The organism is Leptolyngbya sp. Cla-17 (genome assembly GCF_016807185.1).
In the GTDB taxonomy this organism is placed as follows: Bacteria; Cyanobacteriota; Cyanobacteriia; order Leptolyngbyales; family Leptolyngbyaceae; genus ULC077BIN1.
This window is the reverse complement of record NZ_JAEVYN010000001.1, coordinates 359,006-379,917: the sequence shown is the minus strand read 5'-3', so window position 1 is coordinate 379,917 and position 20,912 is coordinate 359,006. Positions and strand designations below refer to the sequence as shown.

At 47.6% G+C, this 20,912-nt stretch carries 23 protein-coding genes and 1 tRNA gene; 10 read left to right on the top strand and 14 right to left on the bottom strand.

Features of this window, described 5'->3' with window-relative positions; all coding sequences use genetic code 11:
• Positions 1–71: 71 nt before the first annotated feature.
• Positions 72–1,178 carry a serine/threonine-protein kinase gene (locus tag JOY44_RS01920; protein ID WP_171572070.1) on the top strand — a complete coding sequence of 369 codons (1,107 nt, stop codon included), beginning with the start codon at positions 72–74 and terminating at the stop codon, positions 1,176–1,178.
• Between the two features lie 449 nt (positions 1,179–1,627).
• Here the strand turns inward: JOY44_RS01920 and JOY44_RS01915 are convergent, their stop codons facing one another.
• From JOY44_RS01915 to JOY44_RS01895, 5 genes are all read right to left on the bottom strand, one after another.
• On the bottom strand, positions 1,628–1,942 hold the full coding sequence (locus tag JOY44_RS01915) for a YkvA family protein (RefSeq protein ID WP_171572068.1): 315 nt from the start codon (positions 1,940–1,942) through the stop codon (positions 1,628–1,630).
• An 89-nt stretch (positions 1,943–2,031) separates the two neighbouring features.
• Complete coding sequence (fni, locus tag JOY44_RS01910; protein WP_171572067.1) at positions 2,032–3,069, bottom strand: type 2 isopentenyl-diphosphate Delta-isomerase; 1,038 nt, start codon at positions 3,067–3,069, stop codon at positions 2,032–2,034.
• A gap of 83 nt (positions 3,070–3,152) precedes the next feature.
• A complete protein-coding gene (pyrR, locus tag JOY44_RS01905) occupies positions 3,153–3,689 on the bottom strand; it encodes a bifunctional pyr operon transcriptional regulator/uracil phosphoribosyltransferase PyrR (RefSeq protein ID WP_171572066.1) in 537 nt (178 codons plus the stop codon).
• Positions 3,690–3,748: 59 nt separating this feature from the next.
• Complete coding sequence (gene cobO / locus JOY44_RS01900; RefSeq protein ID WP_171572065.1) at positions 3,749–4,393, bottom strand: cob(I)yrinic acid a,c-diamide adenosyltransferase; 645 nt, start codon at positions 4,391–4,393, stop codon at positions 3,749–3,751.
• Positions 4,394–4,530: 137 nt separating this feature from the next.
• Entirely contained in the window at positions 4,531–4,668 is a 138-nt protein-coding gene (locus JOY44_RS01895; RefSeq protein WP_171572064.1) for a hypothetical protein, read from the bottom strand.
• An 879-nt stretch (positions 4,669–5,547) separates the two neighbouring features.
• Between JOY44_RS01895 and JOY44_RS01890 the strand changes: the two genes are divergently transcribed.
• A complete protein-coding gene (locus JOY44_RS01890; protein WP_171572063.1) occupies positions 5,548–6,768 on the top strand; it encodes a homospermidine biosynthesis protein in 1,221 nt (406 codons plus the stop codon).
• Positions 6,769–6,860: 92 nt separating this feature from the next.
• Here the strand turns inward: JOY44_RS01890 and JOY44_RS01885 are convergent, their stop codons facing one another.
• The 3 genes from JOY44_RS01885 to JOY44_RS01875 form a co-directional block, all read right to left on the bottom strand.
• Positions 6,861–8,192 carry a YcjF family protein gene (locus JOY44_RS01885; RefSeq protein WP_171572062.1) on the bottom strand — a complete coding sequence of 444 codons (1,332 nt, stop codon included), beginning with the start codon at positions 8,190–8,192 and terminating at the stop codon, positions 6,861–6,863.
• Positions 8,193–8,241: 49 nt separating this feature from the next.
• Entirely contained in the window at positions 8,242–8,577 is a 336-nt protein-coding gene (locus tag JOY44_RS01880; RefSeq protein WP_197984886.1) for a DUF2973 domain-containing protein, read from the bottom strand.
• A gap of 107 nt (positions 8,578–8,684) precedes the next feature.
• The gene (locus tag JOY44_RS01875) at positions 8,685–8,999 is read right to left on the bottom strand and encodes a DUF2605 domain-containing protein (RefSeq protein ID WP_245404900.1); all 315 of its coding nucleotides are present in this window, start codon (positions 8,997–8,999) and stop codon (positions 8,685–8,687) included.
• A gap of 412 nt (positions 9,000–9,411) precedes the next feature.
• On the opposite strand from JOY44_RS01875, the gene thrS reads away from it, so the two are divergent.
• The 5 genes from thrS to JOY44_RS01850 all read left to right on the top strand — a co-directional run bounded on the left by thrS (position 9,412) and on the right by JOY44_RS01850 (position 12,661).
• Entirely contained in the window at positions 9,412–11,223 is a 1,812-nt protein-coding gene (thrS, locus tag JOY44_RS01870) for a threonine--tRNA ligase (RefSeq protein ID WP_171572060.1), read from the top strand.
• A gap of 13 nt (positions 11,224–11,236) precedes the next feature.
• A complete protein-coding gene (locus JOY44_RS01865; RefSeq protein ID WP_171572059.1) occupies positions 11,237–11,455 on the top strand; it encodes a type II toxin-antitoxin system HicB family antitoxin in 219 nt (72 codons plus the stop codon).
• 97 nt (positions 11,456–11,552) lie between these two features.
• Entirely contained in the window at positions 11,553–11,909 is a 357-nt protein-coding gene (locus JOY44_RS01860) for a hypothetical protein (RefSeq protein ID WP_171572058.1), read from the top strand.
• Positions 11,863–12,111 carry a hypothetical protein gene (locus JOY44_RS01855; protein WP_203031914.1) on the top strand — a complete coding sequence of 83 codons (249 nt, stop codon included), beginning with the start codon at positions 11,863–11,865 and terminating at the stop codon, positions 12,109–12,111. The genes JOY44_RS01860 and JOY44_RS01855 overlap by 47 nt, the downstream gene beginning before the upstream one ends.
• Positions 12,112–12,133: 22 nt before the next feature.
• Positions 12,134–12,661, top strand: coding sequence for a hypothetical protein (locus JOY44_RS01850; protein WP_203031913.1), 528 nt, complete (start codon positions 12,134–12,136; stop codon positions 12,659–12,661).
• An 8-nt stretch (positions 12,662–12,669) separates the two neighbouring features.
• Here the strand turns inward: JOY44_RS01850 and JOY44_RS01845 are convergent, their stop codons facing one another.
• A complete protein-coding gene (locus JOY44_RS01845) occupies positions 12,670–13,536 on the bottom strand; it encodes a class I SAM-dependent methyltransferase (RefSeq protein ID WP_171572055.1) in 867 nt (288 codons plus the stop codon).
• Between the two features lie 123 nt (positions 13,537–13,659).
• A complete protein-coding gene (locus JOY44_RS01840; protein WP_171572054.1) occupies positions 13,660–14,454 on the bottom strand; it encodes a class I SAM-dependent methyltransferase in 795 nt (264 codons plus the stop codon).
• Between the two features lie 166 nt (positions 14,455–14,620).
• Here JOY44_RS01840 and JOY44_RS01835 point away from each other — a divergent pair, with 166 nt between their 5' ends.
• Positions 14,621–16,522: an iron uptake porin gene (locus tag JOY44_RS01835; RefSeq protein WP_197984885.1), complete on the top strand. Its 1,902-nt coding sequence runs from the start codon at positions 14,621–14,623 to the stop codon at positions 16,520–16,522.
• Positions 16,523–16,601: 79 nt separating this feature from the next.
• Here JOY44_RS01835 and JOY44_RS01830 read toward each other — a convergent pair whose 3' ends face one another.
• Together JOY44_RS01830 and JOY44_RS01825 are read right to left on the bottom strand one after the other, a co-directional pair.
• On the bottom strand, positions 16,602–17,780 hold the full coding sequence (locus JOY44_RS01830) for an NAD(P)/FAD-dependent oxidoreductase (protein ID WP_197984884.1): 1,179 nt from the start codon (positions 17,778–17,780) through the stop codon (positions 16,602–16,604).
• Position 17,781: 1 nt separating this feature from the next.
• Positions 17,782–18,156, bottom strand: coding sequence for a c-type cytochrome (locus JOY44_RS01825; RefSeq protein ID WP_171572053.1), 375 nt, complete (start codon positions 18,154–18,156; stop codon positions 17,782–17,784).
• Between the two features lie 267 nt (positions 18,157–18,423).
• Here JOY44_RS01825 and petG point away from each other — a divergent pair, with 267 nt between their 5' ends.
• Complete coding sequence (gene petG / locus JOY44_RS01820) at positions 18,424–18,537, top strand: cytochrome b6-f complex subunit V (RefSeq protein WP_171572052.1); 114 nt, start codon at positions 18,424–18,426, stop codon at positions 18,535–18,537.
• Between the two features lie 73 nt (positions 18,538–18,610).
• Here petG and JOY44_RS01815 read toward each other — a convergent pair.
• Together JOY44_RS01815 and sppA are read right to left on the bottom strand one after the other, a co-directional pair.
• Positions 18,611–18,691: transfer RNA gene (locus tag JOY44_RS01815), tRNA-Leu, on the bottom strand.
• Positions 18,692–18,803: 112 nt separating this feature from the next.
• The gene (sppA, locus tag JOY44_RS01810) at positions 18,804–19,643 is read right to left on the bottom strand and encodes a signal peptide peptidase SppA (protein WP_171573642.1); all 840 of its coding nucleotides are present in this window, start codon (positions 19,641–19,643) and stop codon (positions 18,804–18,806) included.
• A 184-nt stretch (positions 19,644–19,827) separates the two neighbouring features.
• Here sppA and JOY44_RS01805 point away from each other — a divergent pair, with 184 nt between their 5' ends.
• Entirely contained in the window at positions 19,828–20,898 is a 1,071-nt protein-coding gene (locus JOY44_RS01805) for a DMT family transporter (RefSeq protein ID WP_171572051.1), read from the top strand.
• The last annotated feature ends 14 nt before the right edge of the window (positions 20,899–20,912 follow it).

The window sequence follows — 20,912 nt, the reverse complement described above, 5'->3', positions numbered from 1 at the left end:
TTACCCCAGAACCTTCGGTTTATTCATAGACTGGAAAGTGAGATTCTCAAAATCAGGTTCCAACTATACCAATGGAATTTTCGCTTGCTGATTTGACCAATTTTCGTGCAAATACCCTGCGTCAGACTCCCTTGGGCAGATTGTGTGGAACAAAGCAGCGGTTTTGCGATCGCTACGAAATTCTCAAAATTTTGGGTCGAGGCGGTTTTGGAGTCACCTTTTTAGCACGGGATGTTGCCCTTCCAGGCGAACCTCTCTGTGTGATCAAACAGCTTTGCCCCAAAGTTAGCGATCCCACTGCCTTGCAGCGTGCTCGACAGCGATTTCGCCAAGAAGCCAAAACCCTGGCTAATCTGGGCAACCATGCCCAGATTCCGCTCTTGCTGGACTATTTTGAAGCAGAGGGCGAATTTTATCTGGTTCAAGAATTTATTCGCGGTAACACCTTAGCCAAAGAAGTACGGCGATCGGGACCTTTTACCGAAACTGCCGTCAAACAGTTTTTGCGTGAGCTGCTACCACTGCTGCAATACGTTCACGATAACCACGTCATTCATCGGGATATTAAGCCGCCCAATCTTATTCGTTGTAAAGATGATGGCAGGCTTGTGCTGATTGATTTTGGCGCAGTCAAAGAGCACATCGCTCAAGCAGAAGAATCGAGTATCCGTCACTCTACAACTCAGTTTGTTGGAACGGTTGGGTTTGCGCCTCCAGAGCAATTAGCCTCTCGCCCTGTCTACTCTAGTGACCTCTATGCTGTAGGAATTACCTGTTTATATTTATTGTCTGGTAAATCGCCTTTAGACTTCGACTATGAGTTCATTACAGGAGAAGTGCGGTGGCGAGACTATGCAGAGGTCAGCGATCATTTGGCACGCGTCCTCGGCAGAATGCTAAAAATTTCTGCTCATGAGCGGTATCACTCTGCACTTGATGTCATGAAGGCATTGGAGTTAGAGCCAGACTGGGATAATTTACGCACCTGCATGACCGATGTTTCAACGGGTCTCCATGTTAAACCCGAGTTGGAGCCGCCAGAGCTTTACCTGGATGGCTATGTGCCACCCCTAATCCGCCAAGCCCATGCCATTCGAGAGCGGAGAGCCAAATTTCAGGCTAGAAACGCCCGTAGCGATCGCGCTCATCTTAAGCTTTACAGTAGTTCTGGCTTCTAAAACAAATGCCTTAGACCTTTACATCTAGGGCATTTTATCGAAGCATCAATTTGTCGAAGCACATCAAAAGGTAGGGAATCTATCTACTGCTAATCGGGACTGTTGAACCACTTGCATGCAAGTTTGCCATCTAGCATTTCCCATCTGGATACTAACTTTTGAGCGGGTTGATGGGTGCAAATCTTGGAAATTGCAGTAGCTTCAAGATGATTGGTGAGGTTGGATTTGAGGTCAGATTGATTAATAGGGGCAACGTTCATTTGGGGCATCTCCATGCGGTTGATACTCCTAATCATGCCCCCGTTCTTCAACGTCTACAGTGATGGAAAGCCTTGTAAGACGTGAGTTTGAGCAATGCGTTGAATGATCTAAATCCGATCGTAGTCTGCGCTGGATCAAAACTAACGGTGACCTAAACGTGTTCTAAAACACGATCGCGATCACATCGCCTATTTCATCGCCACTGCATTGACATCTACGATAGGCTCATCAGTCGTCGCAGTGTTTGTAGCAACGTCTACATCAACCGAATCAGTATCTTTCTTGCCCTTTAGGCGAGTTAGCAACACTTGAGAGAGTTCTGTTACCAATAGAGTCGCAATCACACCATCATCGATCCATCCAATGACTGGAAAAACATCAGGCGAAATGTCGATTGGGCTAACCAAATACAACAACGAGCCACCAATCACCCACCAGCGATATTTTGGGTTGCGAATCACATCGCGGTACCACTTATACAAAGACTCAATTGAAAATTTCATTGGCTTAACCCTTCGACTACACTACTAATCCTGCCAGATACGATCTGAAAGATCTGGTGTGGATAACCTCTAGTTTTGTCGTAGTAGCATCACTCGTGCCTCTGCAATGAGACAGATTGTTTCAAGTCTGCTAGGGTTGCATTTCCGGTACACAGCATTGTGATAGCAATCTCTGCCTGCAAAACTTCCACTAGTTCATTGACTGCCGCCTCAGACTGATTTGCCGCCTGCAAAAAAGGCATTGCCATCCCAGCAAGATCGGCACCCAAAGCGATCGCTTTTGCCGCATCCAGCCCATTTCTTAATCCTCCAGAGGCAATCAGAGGAACACTGGCTGTAACTGCCCGAATTGAGGCAATGCATTCCGCCGTAGGAATCCCCCAATCCGTAAAGGTTGCGCCTAAGCGTTGCTGTCGAGCGTCCTGTGCCCGTTCGCTTTCCACTTTTGACCAAGAGGTGCCACCTGCGCCTGCCACATCGATCGCGCTTACGCCAGCCGTGATTAATTTTTGCGCCATGATCGCTGAAATACCATTGCCAACCTCTTTCGCAATCACTGGGACAGGCAACTTTTCACACAAGAGCGCAATCTTGTCGAGCAATCCGCGAAAATTCGTATCGCCCTTGGTTTGAACGCACTCCTGTACTGGGTTTAGGTGCAAAATCAGTGCGTCTGCTTCTAACAAATCAACTACTTTACGGCATTCATCTAGCCCATAGCCATAGTTCAACTGCACCGCGCCTAAGTTGGCAAACAGCAAAATATCTGGAGCCAGCGATCTCACCGTAAACGTAGATACCAACTCTGGATCTTCCACCGCCACTCGCTGAGAGCCAACTCCCATCGCTAATCCATAGCGCTGTGCAACTGCAGCTAACCGAAAGTTAATGGTCTTTGCCAAATCCGTGCCCCCCGTCATGGAGGAGATTAACAACGGACTAGAAAGCGATTTACCCAAAAAAGTGGTCGTTTGGTCAATATCCTGAAGATCCAGTTCAGGTAAGCAGCAGTGAATAAAGTGATAGCGCTCTAATCCGCTGCTGATTTGGCGAAATTGCACGTCTTCATCCAAACAAATCCGAAGATGATCTGCCTTGCGGACTTGAGTTTCTGCTGAAAGATCCATAAGTGGCAATTGGCGAATGACAAATAAAAAAGCGATCGTTTAGAGGCAGGTGTGTTGAGCAAAGCCGAAACTCACCAAAAAAATCAAGGTTTTATCAGCTCTACGCTGTCTTTTCCATCCAAGGCTTGCATATATACTTTAATGGTTTCTTCACGAGCAGTGGGCAACAGCTTGCCAGTGAAATCGGGGTGAATGGGCAATTGACGATGACCGCGATCGACCAAAACAGCCAACCGTACAACCTCCGGTCTACCATAGTCTTTCACAGCTTCTAAAGCGGCGCGTGCAGTGCGCCCCTTAAAAATGACATCATCGACTAAAACCACCGTTTTGCCAGATAAATCAAACGGAATTTCAGTCTTGGCAGGAGTCCGAATACTGATAACATCCAAGTCATCTCGATAAAACGTGATGTCGATCGCCCCTAGCGGCACTGTCACCTTCTCCAACATTTCAATCTGGCGGGCAAGTAGTTGAGCCAACGGGACACCGCGTGTGTAGACTCCTATCAACACCAGTTTTGAAAGATCACCCGATCGCTCAATCACCTCTGAGGCAAGGCGCGTCAGGGTGCGGCGAATATCTTCAGCAGACAAAATTTCAATCACTTCGCTGGTCATACGCCCCATTCACCACAGTACTGAATAGATCCGCTGAGATTTAACCTAATATTTTCAGGTTAAAACTCGATTCCCGGCTGAGCTTTCACCCCTTGTTCCCGAAAGGGATGTTTCACTAAAGTCATTTCAGTCACTAGATCAGCGCGATCGATCAAACCTTGCGGTGCACCACGCCCGGTCAAGATGATGTGGGACTGCTCTAGCTTTTGGTCTAGCCCCAAGAGCACTTGTGCTTCAGATAAATACCCCAGTTTTAATGCAATATTCACTTCATCTAAAAAGATCAGCTTGAAGTCAGGATTTGCAATGTAGGTCAGGGCTTTTTCCCAGGCTTGCTGCGCCAGTTGGGTATCTCGTTCTCGATCTTGAGTTTCCCAGGTAAAGCCTTCACCCATCGCGTGAAATTCCAGTTGGGCAGGAGTAGTGTCGGTTGCCACAGCCCAATGATCGAACGCAGCTTTTTCAGCAGGCTCCCAGGCTCCTTTAATAAACTGAACGATCGCCACTCGATAGCCATGACCCAGCGATCTCAGCACCATTCCTAAGGCTGCTGTGGTCTTACCCTTACCGTTTCCCGTATGAACAATCACTAATCCTTTTTCCGAAACCATCCCTGTCAATCGCTGATCTTGTACCTCTTTGCGGCGTTCCATCTTCCGTTTATATTGCTCAGTCGTGAGATCAGCCGCCTGGGGGTTTTCCATAGAATGATTCGTAGTTGTTTATCAAAGTGCTCAACGGCATAAGTGAGCAGCAGCAGATATGGCTGAATCGAAGTATAAATTCCTGTATTGCCCGTTCCACTGCTCTGTTGAGCTGCGATTAAGTACTGTGCAAGATACTATATTTTTGGCTTGCAACCTATTACATACCAAGTTGTAACATCATCCCACACGCCCTGCTCGGTTTGTCGTGCCTCTAACTCTGCGTCAAATTCGGCTTTGGCTTGTTTCATCTGCGTTTCAGAAAGTCTTGGCAAGGAATTTTTAGGTCGTTTGAGGGGTGGGACACTAACGCAGCCTCCATTGCTTACCGATCAATTCTGAACTACATCCTCTGCATTCGCCTGAGCGGTTCAACGTGGGCTTTAACCTAAAAATATGTTGATATCTATTCCTTGCTAGTGCAGCTAAGATCATCCTTTCAACGCGCGAGAGCCTGAAATATTGATGTTAAAATATTGAAGCCAATATGAAAGGGTAGACGAAAAAGCGTTGAAGTTCTTTTCTTTAACTGGATACCGACTGCTTTGGTATCTAGAAATGAAACTCAAACGGAAGCGGCAGTGTGATCCAGCCCTATCGTGGGTAGATCGCTGTGAAGCGCCCAGTATGACCTGACCGACCTGTAACTTAAGGTTTGTCTGCTGTTACGTTGCTACTGTAAGGCGTTTACTTATATGTGCAGCTTCAGTCCGATAAACTAGGTCGGTCATGCATCTTGCAGAGATTTTTTACTGAGCAGGGCTTTGAGCATTCAATAGATTGTGATGCCCTCAAGCCAATACTCACTAGGTAGAGATTTACTTGCAGAGCAAGTAAGTAAGCAGCCGTCGTGGGTTAAGAGATTGGCGTCAGATGGCACATTCAAGTGCTTACTTGACTGCTTAAACTTTGCGCTGAGTTTCTCCTGCGCTAGCTATCTCAAAAAACTACCTAGAGTATAGGCAAACTTGGATGCCTCTTTTGCGAACTGAGTCAATCAGCGGTTCGCGATCGCATTCAGTTGAATAGTTAGCGCTGTGGCTTGCAAAGGGCACAATTGCTAACACGCTTCTCTGCGAGGTTGTCAGCACCAGTGAGTGCTGTTTATTCATTTACTTCTTCTTTATGCCGTTCACAACGTTTGGAGTCCAAAGATGTCAAAATTGCTCAGCCATAAAATTACACCCTCCCCCATGCCCGCGGAGATCAGTGTCGTCGATTTAATTGATGGCTATTTTACGGCTTATAACTCGGCTCGTCTGCGAGAAATTTGTCAACTGCTCACTCGCGAAGTGATGAAAGAGGGTGTTACTGTCGCACTCAGCTTATCGGGTGCTATGACTCCTGCTGGGTTTGGAGTATCGGTTCTAGCGCCACTCATGCGTCACGGCTTTGTCGATTGGATTATTAGTACCGGAGCAAACCTTTACCACGACATTCACTATGGGCTAGGGCTTGATCTGTTTGCGAGCAGTCCATTTTTAGATGATGTGAAGCTACGCCAAGAAGGGCGCATTCGGATTTACGATATTGTGTTTGACTACGATGTGCTGCTGGAAACGGATGCTTTTATCCGTGAAATTTTGTGGGCTGAGCCGTTCCAACGACGCATGAGTACCGCAGAATTTCATTACCTTTTGGGTAAATATCTGCACGAGATAGAAAAGCAAGTGGGTGTGAAAAACTCTTGCCTGCTAGCGACGGCTTACGAGTGTGGTGTGCCGATCTACACGTCCTCACCCGGAGATAGCTCGATCGGGATGAATGTTGCCGCGATCGCCTTAGAAGGCTCCAAGTTGATGATCGATCCATCCTTGGATGTGAATGAAACTGCGGCGATCGCTTATGCCGCTCGTGATACGGGTAACCCGGATGTAGAAGGCAAAAGTGCTGCGCTGATCATTGGTGGTGGCAGTCCTAAAAACTTCTTGCTGCAAACTCAACCTCAAATTCATGAAGTCTTGGGTTTGGAAGAACGGGGACACGATTACTTCATTCAGGTGACCGATGCGCGGCCTGATACCGGTGGCTTGTCGGGTGCAACACCCAACGAAGCGGTAAGCTGGGGCAAAGTTGATCCCGAAGAATTGCCCAATACGGTTGTTTGCTATACCGACAGCACGATCGCCTTGCCGATCATGACTGCTTATGTGGTTAATCAGTGCGCTTCCCGCCCATTGAAGCGGTTATATGACCGTCGGGATGAAATGGTGGCAATGCTACAGCGGGACTATTTGGCAGCGAAGGCTGATCCTGAGCGCTTTGTGGCCTCTCCCATTGCGGTTACCAAACTGGAGGAAGCTCCAGCCCGAAAACCAGTTGTAGCGACCTATCCCTGTGGGACTCCCATTCGCAATGGTAATGGTCATCGCTAATGAAGTGAGATAGGTGCCGGGTGTCAGGTGCTAGGTTTCAAGGTTGAGAAGCAACAAAAGATTGAGAACCCAAAACTCTGCACCCCGCATTTCTAGGATTGTTTAATATTTCTGAAGCGTTCTTTGGCAGCAGCAAAAGATTCGTTCATGACCTGTTGAATGCGTTTTGGATCAGGCTTTTTGCCTCCAATTAAATCGCCAAAATATACACAGGTTGCTTCTCCGAGTGCCCATGTGTAAGCTGCTGCCCAAGATGCGGCAATGACGCTGCCAAAAACTGGGATAAATTTAATCAGTTCCCGCCCAATCGCCTGTGCTGCAAAACCACCCGCGATCGCACTAACAATTCCTCCGGCTTGAGCTGGCGATAGCGTTTGTCCATACAGTTGCCCCAACAGAACCACCATCGAGCCTTGTAGGGCTGTAAGTACGGGCATCGTGGCAAAGGGAAGAGGAACCGCCGCAGCGGTTGCCGCCATCACAGAAAACGGCAAAATATATCGCCTGCCAGCATCGCGATAAAGGTCGCCCAGTTTTTTGCCTGCTTCGTCGTCTAGCAATTGATGAATCGTGCGGGATTCTGCCTCTGGCAATAATTCAGTCAAGGCGTCCCGCAGCGCTTCCAGCCCATAAAAAACAGGGTTGTAGCCATCTTCTTCGAGGGTGAAATCTAGCAGAATAGCGCGATCGCATAACCCTGCCAGCGCTTGCTGAATAGCAGCAAAAGCCCGATTTACGGCTTCAAAAGTGGGTGGATAGTCAGGATGATTTTCGGTGCCAGGTGGATACACTTCATGCAAACACGTTACCGCTAAGAGACAGGGCACCTCAGGATGAGCCTGTCGCAACTGCTGGGCAATTTGCTTGAGGCTATCAATCGCAAAATCCGTGATTTTGATGGTTAAAATCAGCACACGAGCCCGACTGCGATCCGTTTGCAACTCTTCTGTGAGCTCTTGAATAATTGGCTGTGTAGCTTGGTTAGTATCTCCCAATCCCACCGTATCCGTGAAAATTAGCAACGGGAGATCATTTGTAGGATAGGCATAGCACTGAGTGTGCTGAGTATGGGGACGAAACCCCTGACCCACTACCTCAGCAGAAACGCCCGTTATACCCCGTACAATTGAGCTTTTCCCTGCTTGGGTCTTACCAATTAAAATTGCTTCCGTAGTGGGTAGTTCTGCTCGAACAGTTTCCAAAATTTCTGCAACCTGGGTTTCACTAACCCCAAACCACTGCACCAGCGATTGAGCCAACTGTTCGACTGGTAAGGTTTTCTTGAGGCGATCGCCCGCAGCACCTAGACTACTTCTGATTTGACGCTGAAACGATGAAAAACCAGAGGGTGCACTATCTGCATCCACTGGTTTTAGGCTTTCAGAGGCATCTTCTAATTCATCTATGTCCGTTCGCTTAGTCATTTGCAATCTACAACTAAAGGCAAATGGTTCGGACTTATCTTACCGTTAACTAAACTTCTTCGCGAGGTTCTCTATTCCCATTGCTGGAACCTGGAGAAGCTTCATAAAGCGCATCAAGTTGCTCACGAGCATCCTCAACGGTAATAGAGCGCATGATCAACAGCGGCTCATTTACAACATTACCAAAATCATCTAGTAGTTCGGGATGAGGAACTGAGCGTTTTGAAGTTCCACCCTGCGATCGCCCATACATAGACGCATTGGCGGGTGAATAAGAACGCTGAGATTCCATACCCAAGGTCATCAAGTTGCGAAACATATTGGTGATCGCTAAAACAGCCAATACGGTAAAAGCAATAATGTAAATAAAGTGTAATATCATCATGGCGATTTTTTAACTCTAAAAGGCTCTAACTGTAAAGACGGGATAGCGGCTAATTAAGGAAAATTACAAACAAAAACTGCATCAAAATCTATAGACTTAATTTTGCCCTATTCTTGAGACTCTATCTGAATAGAATGCGAAGATCCAGCAAGACGATGGCGATGGGAAACCTGCCAGCATTCAGAAACTAACTGATGCCATGGCGCAAGCACGGAGGTTTCGATGCCTGCCTGCCCTCCAATTGCCATGAACAAAGACTGAGCCGCACTCACTTCCGACTGAGCTTGAGCCACTCTTGCCAACAAGTCTGCTTGCTGCTCCGCTGTCAAAAATGAAATTTCCGTATCTTCTAAAAAGGTGCGCGATCGCCCAAACCAATACTGAAAATCACCTAGCAATGGCTCTAGAAGAGATTTAAGCAACTCAGACTCAGACGAATTGGAAAGGGACATTAGACAGGCAAAATAGATATATTTATGAAAGTATCTTAGCGCTTTTTAAGGTTCTTAACCTTTCTTTACTTTATATGAGCTTGTATTGAGCTTGTCAACTTTTTCTAAAGTGCTGAAGCATAGAGTAGAGAAATTGGTCGAGCTGCTGCCAAAGGGTTATCATCAGCCAATTTGCTGTATGCCTTGACAGACTTAGGCTAGACTAAGTGACTGTGCAGAAGTCAGCAAGAATTCATGATTTATCGGGAACTCCAAATTCAGCCTTTACTATTCTTGATTGCAAATGGAACTGGGCGAACTAGCTAGGGGCAAAGTTTTTAGCCCCCATTGGGTCATTTAGCCTGCGATTCCTTAAATGCTTTAGAAATTTGGAGCGATTCCCATGTCTGCAATAGAGTCTCAATCTGAAAAAATTCATCTTCCCAAAACCAGCGAATCTGAGCAGCTTAAAAAGATTCGGCATACAACCTCTCATGTGATGGCAATGGCGGTGCAAAAGCTGTTTCCCAAAGCGCAGGTAACGATTGGTCCGTTTATCGAAAATGGGTTTTACTACGACTTCGACAGTCCAGATCCGTTTACCGATAAAGATTTGAAAGCCATTAAAAAAGAAATGGCAAAAATCATTCGGCGAAAGTTGCCTGTGAGCCGGGAACAAGTCAGCCGCGAAGAAGCCGATCGCCGCATTCGAGCCGTTAACGAGCCTTACAAACTAGAGATTTTAGAAGGACTAGAAGATCCAATCACGCTGTATCACTTGGGCGAAGAATGGTGGGATTTATGCGCGGGACCGCATGTGGAAACCACTGCGGAGTTAAACCCCGATGCGATCGCCCTGGAAAGTGTGGCGGGAGCCTACTGGCGGGGCGACGAAACCAAAGCTCAACTGCAACGAATTTATGGCACCGCTTGGGAAACCCCTGAGCAACTGGCAGAATATCAACGCCGGAAGGAAGAAGCCCTCCGACGGGATCATCGCAAGCTGGGTAAAGAATTGGGGCTGTTCATTTTTGCCGATCCCGTGGGTCCCGGCTTGCCCCTATGGACGCCCAAAGGAACCATCCTGCGATCGCTTTTGGAAGACTTTCTTAAAAAAGAGCAGGTAAAGCGCGGTTATTTGCCCGTCGTTACGCCCCACATCGCCCGTGTGGATTTGTTCAAACTGTCGGGACACTGGCAGAAGTACAGCGAAGATATGTTCCCGATGATGGCGGATGATGACCGCGATCGCGCCCAAGAACAAGGCTTTGTGATGAAGCCAATGAACTGCCCCTTTCACATCCAAATCTATAAGAGCGAGTTGCGCTCTTACCGTGAATTGCCAATGCGACTGGCGGAATTTGGTACCGTTTATCGCTACGAGCAATCCGGTGAGTTGGGCGGTTTAACCCGCGTGCGGGGCTTCACAGTCGATGACTCGCACCTATTTGTCACCCCAGAACAATTGGACTCAGAATTTCTTAGCGTCGTGGATTTGATCCTGGAGGTTTTCAAAAGCTTGCAGCTTAAAAATTTCCGCGCCCGTCTCAGTTTTCGTGATCCTGCTTCTGATAAATACATTGGTTCCGACGATGCTTGGGAAAAAGCGGAAGGTGCGATCCGTCGAGCGGTAGAAACCTTGGGCATGGATCACTTTGAAGGCATTGGCGAAGCGGCGTTTTACGGTCCTAAACTAGATTTTATTTTCCAGGATGCGTTAGACCGAGAATGGCAACTGGGCACTGTGCAGGTTGATTACAACTTGCCAGAGCGGTTTGAACTGGAATATGTGGCGGAAGACGGCACCCGTAAACGCCCGGTGATGATCCACCGTGCGCCTTTCGGCTCATTGGAGCGGCTGATCGGCATCTTGATTGAAGAGTATGCCGGAGATTTTCCTCTATGGCTGGCTCCGATTCAAGTGCGTTTGTTAGCGGTGGGTGAAGAGCAATTGCCTTTTGCGAAACAGGTGGCGCTAGAGATGCAACTGATGGGAATTCGGGCGGAAGCAGACACCAGCGGCGATCGCTTAGGTAAACTGATCCGCAATGCTGAAAAAGCCAAAATTCCCGTAATGGCAGTGATCGGTGCGAAAGAAGTGGAGGCGAATGCCCTCAGCATCCGCACCCGTGCCTCTGGTGAACTGGGTGCTTTGCCTGTCGCGGAGGTATGCGATCGCCTTAACATTGCCAACCAAACCCACGGCAATTTTTAGCCCAGTTCTAACGATGACTCACCTAAAGTATTCACTGCTAATTCAATGGTCTGATGAAGACGATTGCTTTTTAGTTGGGTTTCCTGCCTTTTTAGGGCAGCAATGGCGATCGCGTGGCAGCACCTATGAGCTAGCTATGGCGAATGGAATCGAAGCTTTGGATTCGCTGATCATCGCTTATGAGGCGACGGGTGAATCCTTACCAGAACCAACTATCTGCGAAGCCGCATAGAACGTGCGATTGCCTTAAAACCTACAGAAGTTTTTGAGCAGTTTAGAAGTCTCTTGGGAACTTTAGTAATGTATTTGATTTGCAGGTTTCTAAAATTATGCTGACTTTAATCACAGGTTGGTTGCGTGAACTTGGAAGTGTAGTCGGCTTTTCAAGCTCAACTAACTACAAATCCTCCAACCAGTTTGTTGAAGTAGATAGGATTAGTCCCAGCAAGTTTGGATATAAAACTGAGCATGATGAAATCAAGAGATTAATGACAAGGCTGAGTGGCTTCGAAACCGTGGAGTTTACCGACACCAACGGCAATCCAATGAACATCACTACTGTAGATCAACGTTATGGAAGAGATGGCGGTATTGACTGCGTGATCAGAATTGTTGCCCCGACTGAGCGAGGAGCCAGCAATGTTGCTGGTCGCATTAGAAATATTATTATTAAGGGAAACTACTAAAATGGCACATCGTAAAATCCCTGTTCAAATCAAAACGAATAAGTTAACCCTAGGCGATCTCAATGCATTTGTGGGAGCCGTGGTTGGAACGAACCCAGATGCATCAGAGTTGATTGTGATATGCCGTTCTGCAACGCGAGATGCCAAGAATGCTATCGGTAATTATCCATTTAAAATTAAGATCGTTGAAAAGGAATTTTAGGTAAAGGAGGTCGAGAAAAGCAATGTACTATCTCCATTTTGCACTAAATATTCAGTGGTCTAGCGAAACCAGTATTGTTCATACACCAGAATCTTTTGCAGAAGCACCAATTTCAATTTCAAAACCAGAAATTATTGAAATGCTGAATTGCTTTTCTAAAGGTTTTCAACAGGTTGCAGTCATGGAAACAAAAGCTGAAGTTGTCAAGAGCGATGTGAAGTCAGCTAGTGTTTCCGAAACAAATTCTTCAATAACAGTAGCAACCCCTCTTAAAGTAGAAAGTAAACTTAGCTTAGTTTCGGATACTGCTTTCATTTGCGAACAGAAAGCTTTGAATCAAGAGAGCCTTGTAGCTCTTTGCGATAATTTGGCGAGGTACATTCAAGACTCAACAAAGTCTTTTAATGGCGATAATCTCCTCGATGCCGACAATCACGCGCTTTTTTCCGGTTTGCGCGAATCGATTGATTTGCGTAGTTATCTCAGCCGCTACATAACCAGTACTAAAAAAATGTACTGCAACGGTTATCTTTATTTTCTAGTGGCATAGCTCAACTTTTAACCCATTGCCCAGTGTTTTCCGTTGAGTGGTTCATAATTTGGTGTTGAAAACTCAACTGATTGAGCCGCGATCGCTTTTACGCCGTGGGTAACTTGATGGAGCATCCAAAAATCTTGAGTTTGCACCTTGCCGAATCCAGCTGCGCCCATCCAGGCGTCGGTACTGCCCTGAGCATATTCGCGAATGTAAGGTTCTTCAAAAATGTCGGTCAGCCATTCCGTTTGCCGCAGCGTTTTTTGGTTGCCATCCAAAATCAGCACTTCACCTCCCACCGTCAGCAAGCGATGAGCCTCGCGCAAAATCTCCTTGGCGATCACGGGGGGCGTTTCATGAAACAGCAGGGAGGCAGTAACCAGATCAAACGATCCAGCCGGAAACCCGGTTTGCTCAGCTAAACCATGTCTCCATTGCATCTCCAGACCCGCTTGAGCGGCTTTGTATTCTGCCACAACCAGCATGTAGGGCGATAAATCTAGTCCAATCACCTCCGCTTCTGGAAACGCTTTTTTTAAGAGAAGCGTGGTTGATCCCGTACCACAGCCTAAATCTAAAATGCGGCGTGGCTTGCTTTGTACGGCATCGATTAAGGCTTGACGCACCCATTGCTCATTGGGTGGCAGGGCATATTGCGTAATCGGATCGTAGGAAACCGCAGCACCAATAGTGAGATAACCGCCTTCAATGCCATGGAAGTTTTGGCTGCTGTAATAAGCGGGATAGGTGACGGTCGGGTTACGCAGGCGATCGCTCGCAGAGTCCCAATCGATACTTTCATAAAACCGTTTCAACTCGTCCTGGTTGATCACGAGCTTTGCAATGGGAGCCAGAAAGCGCTCAAAAATGGTGTCTGTACGAGCTGCCATAGGGGTGACTAAGGATAAGTGATTGCAAAAGCTACAAATAATTCGACATATTCCTCACAGTTTAATGAATCCTGACTCGTTCGGGCAAAGTTTACTAATGAAAAATCAGCGATGCAATAGACATTAACCCGGCACACGTCCTGAGGTTGCTAGAAAAACCTGTGTGGTGTAAACCAAACATACTCGTCCTTGTGCATCTGCCCAGCGATCGCATAGGTCCTTCAAACCTTGGACTAGCCGTTGCGTTGTGTCCTCATCCTTCGGCATGTAAGAGACACTTTGGGCGCGCCCGATTAAGCCTGCTAAATCCAGTGATTGCTGATATAGAAATTCTTGCTGCGAAATGGCGTCAAAATAGGGGCTGGAAAACAAGGGTTGCGCTGAAACCATACGACTTTCAGCCGGATGATGGTTGGATAGCTGTTGCACAAGCTGGGTATAGGCTTGAGTGAATGGATCTTGGCGATCGCGGCTATTCCACACCAGTGCTAACCGCCCAGAGGGTTTAAGAATACGATGAAATTCTGGTAAACACGCTGGGTCAAACCAGTGAAATGCCTGAAAACAGGTGACTAAATCCACGGAGGCATTCGGTAATTGAGTCTGCTCCGCCGCGACTGCTTGAAAGGTCACATTGGGATGAAAAGTTGCAGCCTCACGCATGGCAGCGTTGGGTTCCACCGCCCATACCTGCAACCCCTTGTCGGCTAATAAACGAGAAGAAATACCTGTCCCGGCTCCAATATCGGCAGCAACCAAACGATGGGGTTCGCTCAGTCCTGCTAAAATCGCGGCGATCGCCGCGGCTGGATAACTGGGGCGATGGTTTGCATAATCGGTCGCCCGGTCTGAAAACCGTTGCAACGGCTGCATTGCGTAAAGCGGAGCGTCATTTGGATCGTCAATTAATTGAGTCATTGTTGCTTTTACCTGATGTGATAAGCACTACATAATCTTGTAATAGAGAACACCTAATGTGGCGGATGTTACATAATTGCCCTTTGCGGCTCTGGTAATATCCTGTGTCAAAAGGATGATAGACATTCAGGCTATTCATGTAGTCGTTTTTGAGGTGTGAGGTTCAATGGTGTCCATTCAACTGTTTTATAAGACAAAATCCAAGTTGCCAGCCCTGGTTTGGAGAGCTTTATTCGCTTCTGGTGCGGCTGTTGGTTTGATTAGTTCTAGTGCGATCGCGTCAGAACATCAGATTGCTCAGTCAAATTCTTCAATGCTGCTTGCAGGTGCCCCAACAACTTCATCCAGTGATACCACTTCATTGAGTGATATTGATAAAGTCATCTCCACTGCCAACAGCCTAGATAATGTAGACGAAGCCGACGAAACTGAGCAAGATCAGGTCACTTCCATTTCTCAGTTAACTGACGTAAGACCTACAGATTGGGCATTCCAAGCACTTCAATCCCTGGTTGAGCGTTATGGCTGCATCGTGGGTTATCCCGATAAAACCTTTCGGGGCAACCGGGCACTGACGCGCTATGAATTTGCCGCTGGTTTAAATGCGTGCCTAGACAAGATTCAAGAACTGATTGCCGCTGCGACCGCTGATTTTGTCAAAAAAGAAGATCTGGAAGTTGTTAAAAGACTTCAAGAAGAATTTTCGGTTGAACTGGCGGCTCTGCGCGGTCGAGTCGATGCGCTTGAAGTTCGAACTGCAACCCTAGAAAAACAGCAGTTTTCTACCACAACCAAACTTAGCGGCAACGTCTGGTTTAACTACAGTGGCGCAACTAGCTTAGACAAAAATATCCGGTATGAAGGGGTTCCTGGAGCACCCGCAGATGTTCGGTTCGCAGCCGCTAGAAACGCAAACGGTACTCCCATTGTTTTAACCACAGACGAAGCCCAACCTACCGCTAGTTTCCTAACGTGGCTCAACTTCAATACCTCGTTCACGGGACGCGATACTTTGTTGATTCAGTTGGCAGCAGGTAATGGCATCTCACCTGCGAACCAGTTTGCGTCCGCAGGTTTCTTTAACGCCTTTGGGACTCCCTTTACCGACCAATCGGCTGGAGACACGAATGGCAGAGCCGATGTGGTCATTCATGATCTGTTCTACACTTTTCCCTTAAGTGACAAGATCACAGTTACCGTTGGTCCACGCGTGAACTGGTATCGCTACTTCGACTTCAACCGTTACACCTTCTTCATCACAGGCGCAAGCAGCTTTGATTCCATCGGTAACACACTCTCAAACGCGATCGACCGAGGTTCCGGCGCAGTAATTGAGTGGAACATTAGCCCTAAACTTCGATTTGCCGCTGCCTATTTGGGTGAGAACACAGAATTCTTACCGGCTCAGTTTGGTTTCAACACCTCTAGTAGTCCCAGATTTGGAGTGTTTGGTGGCACTAATACCTCTACTGCTGAGTTAACGTTCTCTCCAACCCAAAACATCAATATTCGAGGACTGTACACCTACACCCGTCAAATCGCTTACGGCAATGGACAGGTCGGGGGTGCAACAGGTGAACCGATTCCCTACGGTTATTTGGATGCAGGTCCTGGCTTTTCAACCATTGATCCTATAACTGGTGCGATCAATGGTGGTCTTAAGTCTGCAACATCCCACCATGTAGGGGTTAGCGCTGACTGGGCAATTACGCCAAAATTTGGCATTTTTGGGCGCTATGGGTTGGGTTGGACAACGCTTCGGCCGATTGATAAGTTGGTTCGCACTCAAGCGTTTCAAGCAGGACTTGGATTTCCTGACCTGCTCAAGAAGGGTTCGTTAGGCGTAATCACCTTTTTGATGCCGATGGATATTCAACAAGGGCGGCGCTACTTTGCATCAGGTGGTGGCGATGGCGGCACGATGTATGAGTTGGAGGCATCTTACTATTACCCAGTTACTGACAATATTTCATTGGTGCCTGCGTTCTACGCAATTTTCAATGCCAATAACTTTGACAGTAACCCCAACATTTATGTGTTCAATTTAAGAACGCAGTTCAGCTTCTAAAAAGTTTCATCCTCAACATCCATAGGAGCTTTGCAGTACTGCAAAGCTCCTTTTTTTATCTTGTAATTTACAGGTGTTGTTAGGTAAATCGATTGGGTGAGAGCTTAGCAATAAGTGGGTCTTTTGTTGTGGCGATCGCGGCTTTGGCAAAACGACGAGCGAGGGGAGGAACGATCGCCAACGGATTGCTAAAACCTGAAAATAGATGCACATTTTCTACATCTGCAATGCTGCCCACTAGGGGCAAAGAGTCGCGGCTGAAGGCAATTAGGCAATGACACCAAGTTCCAGGCAAATCTTTCAGCGCTGGTAGAATTTTCCCAATCTGGGTTCGTATTGCCTGCTCACTGGCAGCCGCATCGATCCCGGCAACGGGGTCAGTTAAGCTGCGGCTCACCTGCCCGATTCGCAGCGTACCATCCATCAGTTGAATTGCACCTGCATCCAGGATGGGTGGAATCGGTTCATGCCCTGGTTCATTCCACAGGGGATCGAGTTCCACAGTGCTGGAAGTGGCTTCTAACTTAAACCGTTGAGCAGCGGCAGGCATCACCAGCGATCGCAACTTTACCTCGACGGGTGGCGTTTCAATTAGCTCAGCATGGGTAAAGTATTGCTGCACCGAGATTCCAGCAGATTTTAGTAATCCTCGGCTCATGGCTCCGGCGCAAATGACAACATTAGCTCCTAAAAAGGATTCTTGCTGACACGTTACGCCAGTCACTTTTCCTGCTTGTTGCAGCAATCCAGTCACTTGACCTATGTGAACCTGACCGCCTAACCGTGTGAATGCCTGAGTGTAGGCGTTGATAGTTGCTCCCAAGTGGAGGTGACCATGTTTGACGGTCAAGGCACCAGCGATCGCTTCAGGATTTAGCAATGGCTCCAAGTCACAGGCTTCTTCTACACTGACTAATCGAGGTGGCACAGCGACAGCGGCATAGGATTGGGCGATCGCCAGCGAATCCGCTTCTAGTGCAAGTGTTAGCACCAAATCTAATTCTCGAAATTGGGTGCTTTCTCCTAACTCATCAGATAGAAGCGGATGCATTGCGCGTGCCTCGGCACACAGCTGGCGAGTTAAGTCTGTGTTTCCTGCCCAGTAGGCAATTCCGCCGTAGCCATAGCGAGAAGCACCTTGCAACGTAGCATATTGCTCTAGTCTCAATACTGAAAACCCTTGCTGCACAAGCTCATAAGCGATCGCTGCGCCTGTGATTCCGGCACCCACCACAATCCAATCGACCGCTTTCATCATGCTAGAGGCTTTCTAAATAACGCAGCAAATCAGCCATTTCTTGAGGAGATGGCTGAAACTGCGGCATGGGGGGAGTGCGACCGCTAATCACTTGGTGAATCATGCTGACTTCAGATTTGCGAGAAGAGACATCCCGCAGGCTAGGTCCTACGAGCCCATCGGCAAAGGTGCCATGACATCCAGCGCAATTCATTTGAAAAATAGCGTTTCCCTGAGCAATATCTCCATGGAGTGTCAAAACACTTTGGACATAAGGGTCTACTGTGCGGAACTGATAGAACCCTAGAAGCCCCAAAAATGCCACCACGATCGCTGCCAAGATACTCAGCGCGGCTTGATAAGGAAAACTTGCTTCTTTGAGAACTTGGTTATCCAAAAGGTTTTTTGAGGAGTTATTTATCAAAGCGTGAAGCAGACCGCTATCTATAGCTTTCTCAGTTTAAAGCCTCTTTAGATAACTTCGCAAAAATATAAACTTAAATTGCAAACTTTAATTTACGTACAAAACCCGGCACAGTCGTTCATACGTCTCTACAAAATCCGTTTTGCTTTTGCGGTAGCTTCAATTTTTGAGGCTGAACCCGGGGTAACATAGGGAGGGAGCCTGATTTGTTGAATTTAGCGGACTAGAAGGAGCTTTACAGTGATCGAACCGATTCTTCTGGGTATTGTGCTTGGTTTAATTCCAATCACCTTAGCTGGCTTGTTTGTTGCTGCTTACCTGCAATATCGTCGTGGCAACGAACTGGGTCTATAGATCAGGTGTTTGACTTAAAATGCCTGTAAACAGAAAGCCCAGTCATCGACTGGGCTTTCTGTTTGAGATCATATGCGGATGGCGAGACTCGAACTCGCAAGGCAAAGCCACACGCACCTCAAGCGTGCGCGTATACCAATTCCGCCACACCCGCATAAGGAATACCTAGTTTATCACGCTCATTGCTCTTAATTAGAGCGTTTCATCTAAGCTTTGTCAGCATACCAAAAAGGGGCGATCGCAGTGCAACGATTTGGTTCGGGCGATTAGGGGCGGTAAAGCCATAGCGGTAGCCCATTGGTCGCTAGCTCGAACTCTAGCCATTTTGTCCCAACTGCCATGCCGGGAAAGTTGCTGAATTGATTAAGCTGACTTGACTCACGCGATAGTAGCCGACTGACTAAAGGCTTTCGTTCTTCTAATGTAAAGCAGCGCGTTTTTTCAGGATCTAGACCTACTAATTCGGCTGTCCACCGACGAGCATCTTCTTCCGAGCCTAACCGATCAACCACGCCTAGTTCCAACGCCTGTTGCCCAGTAAACACCCGTCCATCCGCAAAGGTTTTGACGGTATCCACGGCAAGATGACGAGCGTCGGCAATGGTTTGGACAAACTGCTGATAGCTAATGTCAATCAGTTCCTGTAAAATGTGGCGTTCTGGCTCGGTCATTTCGCGATCGAATGCCAAGATATCTTTGTAGGGACCCGACTTAATCACCTTAAAAGACACACCAACGCGTTCTAATAAACGCTCTAAATTATTCCCGCGTAAAATCACCCCAATACTACCGGTAATCGTGCCGGGATTTGCCATGATGTGTTGGGCACCCATGCCGATATACACGCCGCCGGATGCTGAAATATTGCCAAAACTAGCGACAATTTTGATCTTTTCCTGGAGACGCTTAAGAGCAGCATAGATTTCTTGAGAGTCGCCTACAGTGCCACCAGGGCTATCAATCCGCAGCAGCAATGCTGGAAATTTGCGTTCCTCAACGGTCTTTAATGCTTCTAATACATGTTTGCGAGTCGCCCCGGCGATCGCGCCATTGATTTCAATCCGAGCAATTTGTTTTTTAAATCGAGGCTTAAACGGCCAAACCATGATGCGTGTCATTCACTAAAAGGATTCAACGCTAGACGTATCGCTAAACACGACCAGCCCTTAACATAAGTATAGAATTAGTTTTAATTAGATAAAGCGGCATTAGATTGCAATCCGTAAGTCGCTGAACAAAGGCGGATTAATTACTTGCCTCTGGGTCTTCACCTTTCATCCAATTAAACCCATGAACACCGAGTCCACTAAGCCTAGTTTCCTATTTTATCCATTGCTGTTGATTTCTCCTTTTTTCTTTTGGGGAACGGCGATGGTTGCCATGAAAGGAGTGATGCCAAATACAACTCCGCTATTTATGGCAGGAGTGCGGCTGGTTCCGGCGGGAGCTTTGGTGCTGGCCACGGCAATAATTAGCGGTAAGCCGCAGCCCAAAGGGTGGCAGGCTTGGCTGTGGATTGCGCTCTTTGCCTTAGTGGATGGAGTCCTGTTTCAGGGATTTTTGGCGGAAGGCTTAGTTAGAACTGGAGCAGGGTTAGGCTCGGTGATGATTGATTCGCAACCGTTAGCCGTGGCGCTGATGGCGTGGGTGTTGTTTAGCGAAACGATTGGGCTGTGGGGCTTTCTGGGCTTAGGCTTTGGCATTGCGGGGATTAGCCTGTTGGGTTTGCCCGATGAGTGGATTATGAATTTGCTTCAGGGGCAGGTGTCGTTAGACAGCGCTCACTTGGGGAGCGATTTAGTCCATGATCTATTTCAGAATGGGCAGTGGTTGATGCTGTTGGCATCGCTGTCGATGGCGGTGGGAACCGTGTTGATGCGATATGTGAGTCGTCATGCCGACCCGATCGCGGCAACGGGTTGGCATATGATTTTGGGTGGATTGCCACTGTTTGCCCTATCGGCTCAATATGAAACGGAGCAATTTGTCCATCTAGATGCGTCGAACTGGTTGGCGATGGGTTACTCGACTATATTTGGCAGCGCGATCGCCTATGGCGTATTTTTCTATTTTGCTGCTAGCGGTAGTCTGACCAGCCTGAGTTCCTTGACTTTCCTCACGCCTGTTTTTGCCCTCTTTTTTAGTAATCTGTTTCTAGGTGAAATGCTGAGTCAAATTCAGTGGATGGGCGTAGGGCTAACGCTCATCAGCATTTATCTAATTAATCAGCGGGATGTGCTGGCTGAGAAATTTCAATCCATGCGGCAAGTTCCGATCTCGGAAGCATTGCAACTCGATCAATCGGATGCACCGATTCAAGAAACGGCTCAGCTACCGGTGAAAGTGGCAGAGCAGGACTGAGAAAGAGTGCGGAG

Coding starts and splice junctions, on each gene's coding strand:
- JOY44_RS01885 (WP_171572062.1), bottom strand. CDS start 8,192: ATGACTAAGCGAACGGACATAGATGAATTAGAAGATGCCTCTGAAAGC.
- JOY44_RS01915 (WP_171572068.1), bottom strand. CDS start 1,942: ATGAAATTTTCAATTGAGTCTTTGTATAAGTGGTACCGCGATGTGATT.
- pyrR (WP_171572066.1), bottom strand. CDS start 3,689: ATGACCAGCGAAGTGATTGAAATTTTGTCTGCTGAAGATATTCGCCGC.
- JOY44_RS01860 (WP_171572058.1), top strand. CDS start 11,553: ATGCTGACTTTAATCACAGGTTGGTTGCGTGAACTTGGAAGTGTAGTC.
- JOY44_RS01890 (WP_171572063.1), top strand. CDS start 5,548: ATGTCAAAATTGCTCAGCCATAAAATTACACCCTCCCCCATGCCCGCG.
- JOY44_RS01835 (WP_197984885.1), top strand. CDS start 14,621: ATGGTGTCCATTCAACTGTTTTATAAGACAAAATCCAAGTTGCCAGCC.
- JOY44_RS01855 (WP_203031914.1), top strand. CDS start 11,863: ATGTTGCTGGTCGCATTAGAAATATTATTATTAAGGGAAACTACTAAA.
- fni (WP_171572067.1), bottom strand. CDS start 3,069: ATGGATCTTTCAGCAGAAACTCAAGTCCGCAAGGCAGATCATCTTCGG.
- cobO (WP_171572065.1), bottom strand. CDS start 4,393: ATGGAAAACCCCCAGGCGGCTGATCTCACGACTGAGCAATATAAACGG.
- JOY44_RS01805 (WP_171572051.1), top strand. CDS start 19,828: ATGAACACCGAGTCCACTAAGCCTAGTTTCCTATTTTATCCATTGCTG.
- JOY44_RS01865 (WP_171572059.1), top strand. CDS start 11,237: ATGACTCACCTAAAGTATTCACTGCTAATTCAATGGTCTGATGAAGAC.
- JOY44_RS01850 (WP_203031913.1), top strand. CDS start 12,134: ATGTACTATCTCCATTTTGCACTAAATATTCAGTGGTCTAGCGAAACC.
- JOY44_RS01920 (WP_171572070.1), top strand. CDS start 72: ATGGAATTTTCGCTTGCTGATTTGACCAATTTTCGTGCAAATACCCTG.
- JOY44_RS01880 (WP_197984886.1), bottom strand. CDS start 8,577: ATGATGATATTACACTTTATTTACATTATTGCTTTTACCGTATTGGCT.
- JOY44_RS01845 (WP_171572055.1), bottom strand. CDS start 13,536: ATGGCAGCTCGTACAGACACCATTTTTGAGCGCTTTCTGGCTCCCATT.
- sppA (WP_171573642.1), bottom strand. CDS start 19,643: ATGGTTTGGCCGTTTAAGCCTCGATTTAAAAAACAAATTGCTCGGATT.
- JOY44_RS01840 (WP_171572054.1), bottom strand. CDS start 14,454: ATGACTCAATTAATTGACGATCCAAATGACGCTCCGCTTTACGCAATG.
- JOY44_RS01830 (WP_197984884.1), bottom strand. CDS start 17,780: ATGATGAAAGCGGTCGATTGGATTGTGGTGGGTGCCGGAATCACAGGC.
- thrS (WP_171572060.1), top strand. CDS start 9,412: ATGTCTGCAATAGAGTCTCAATCTGAAAAAATTCATCTTCCCAAAACC.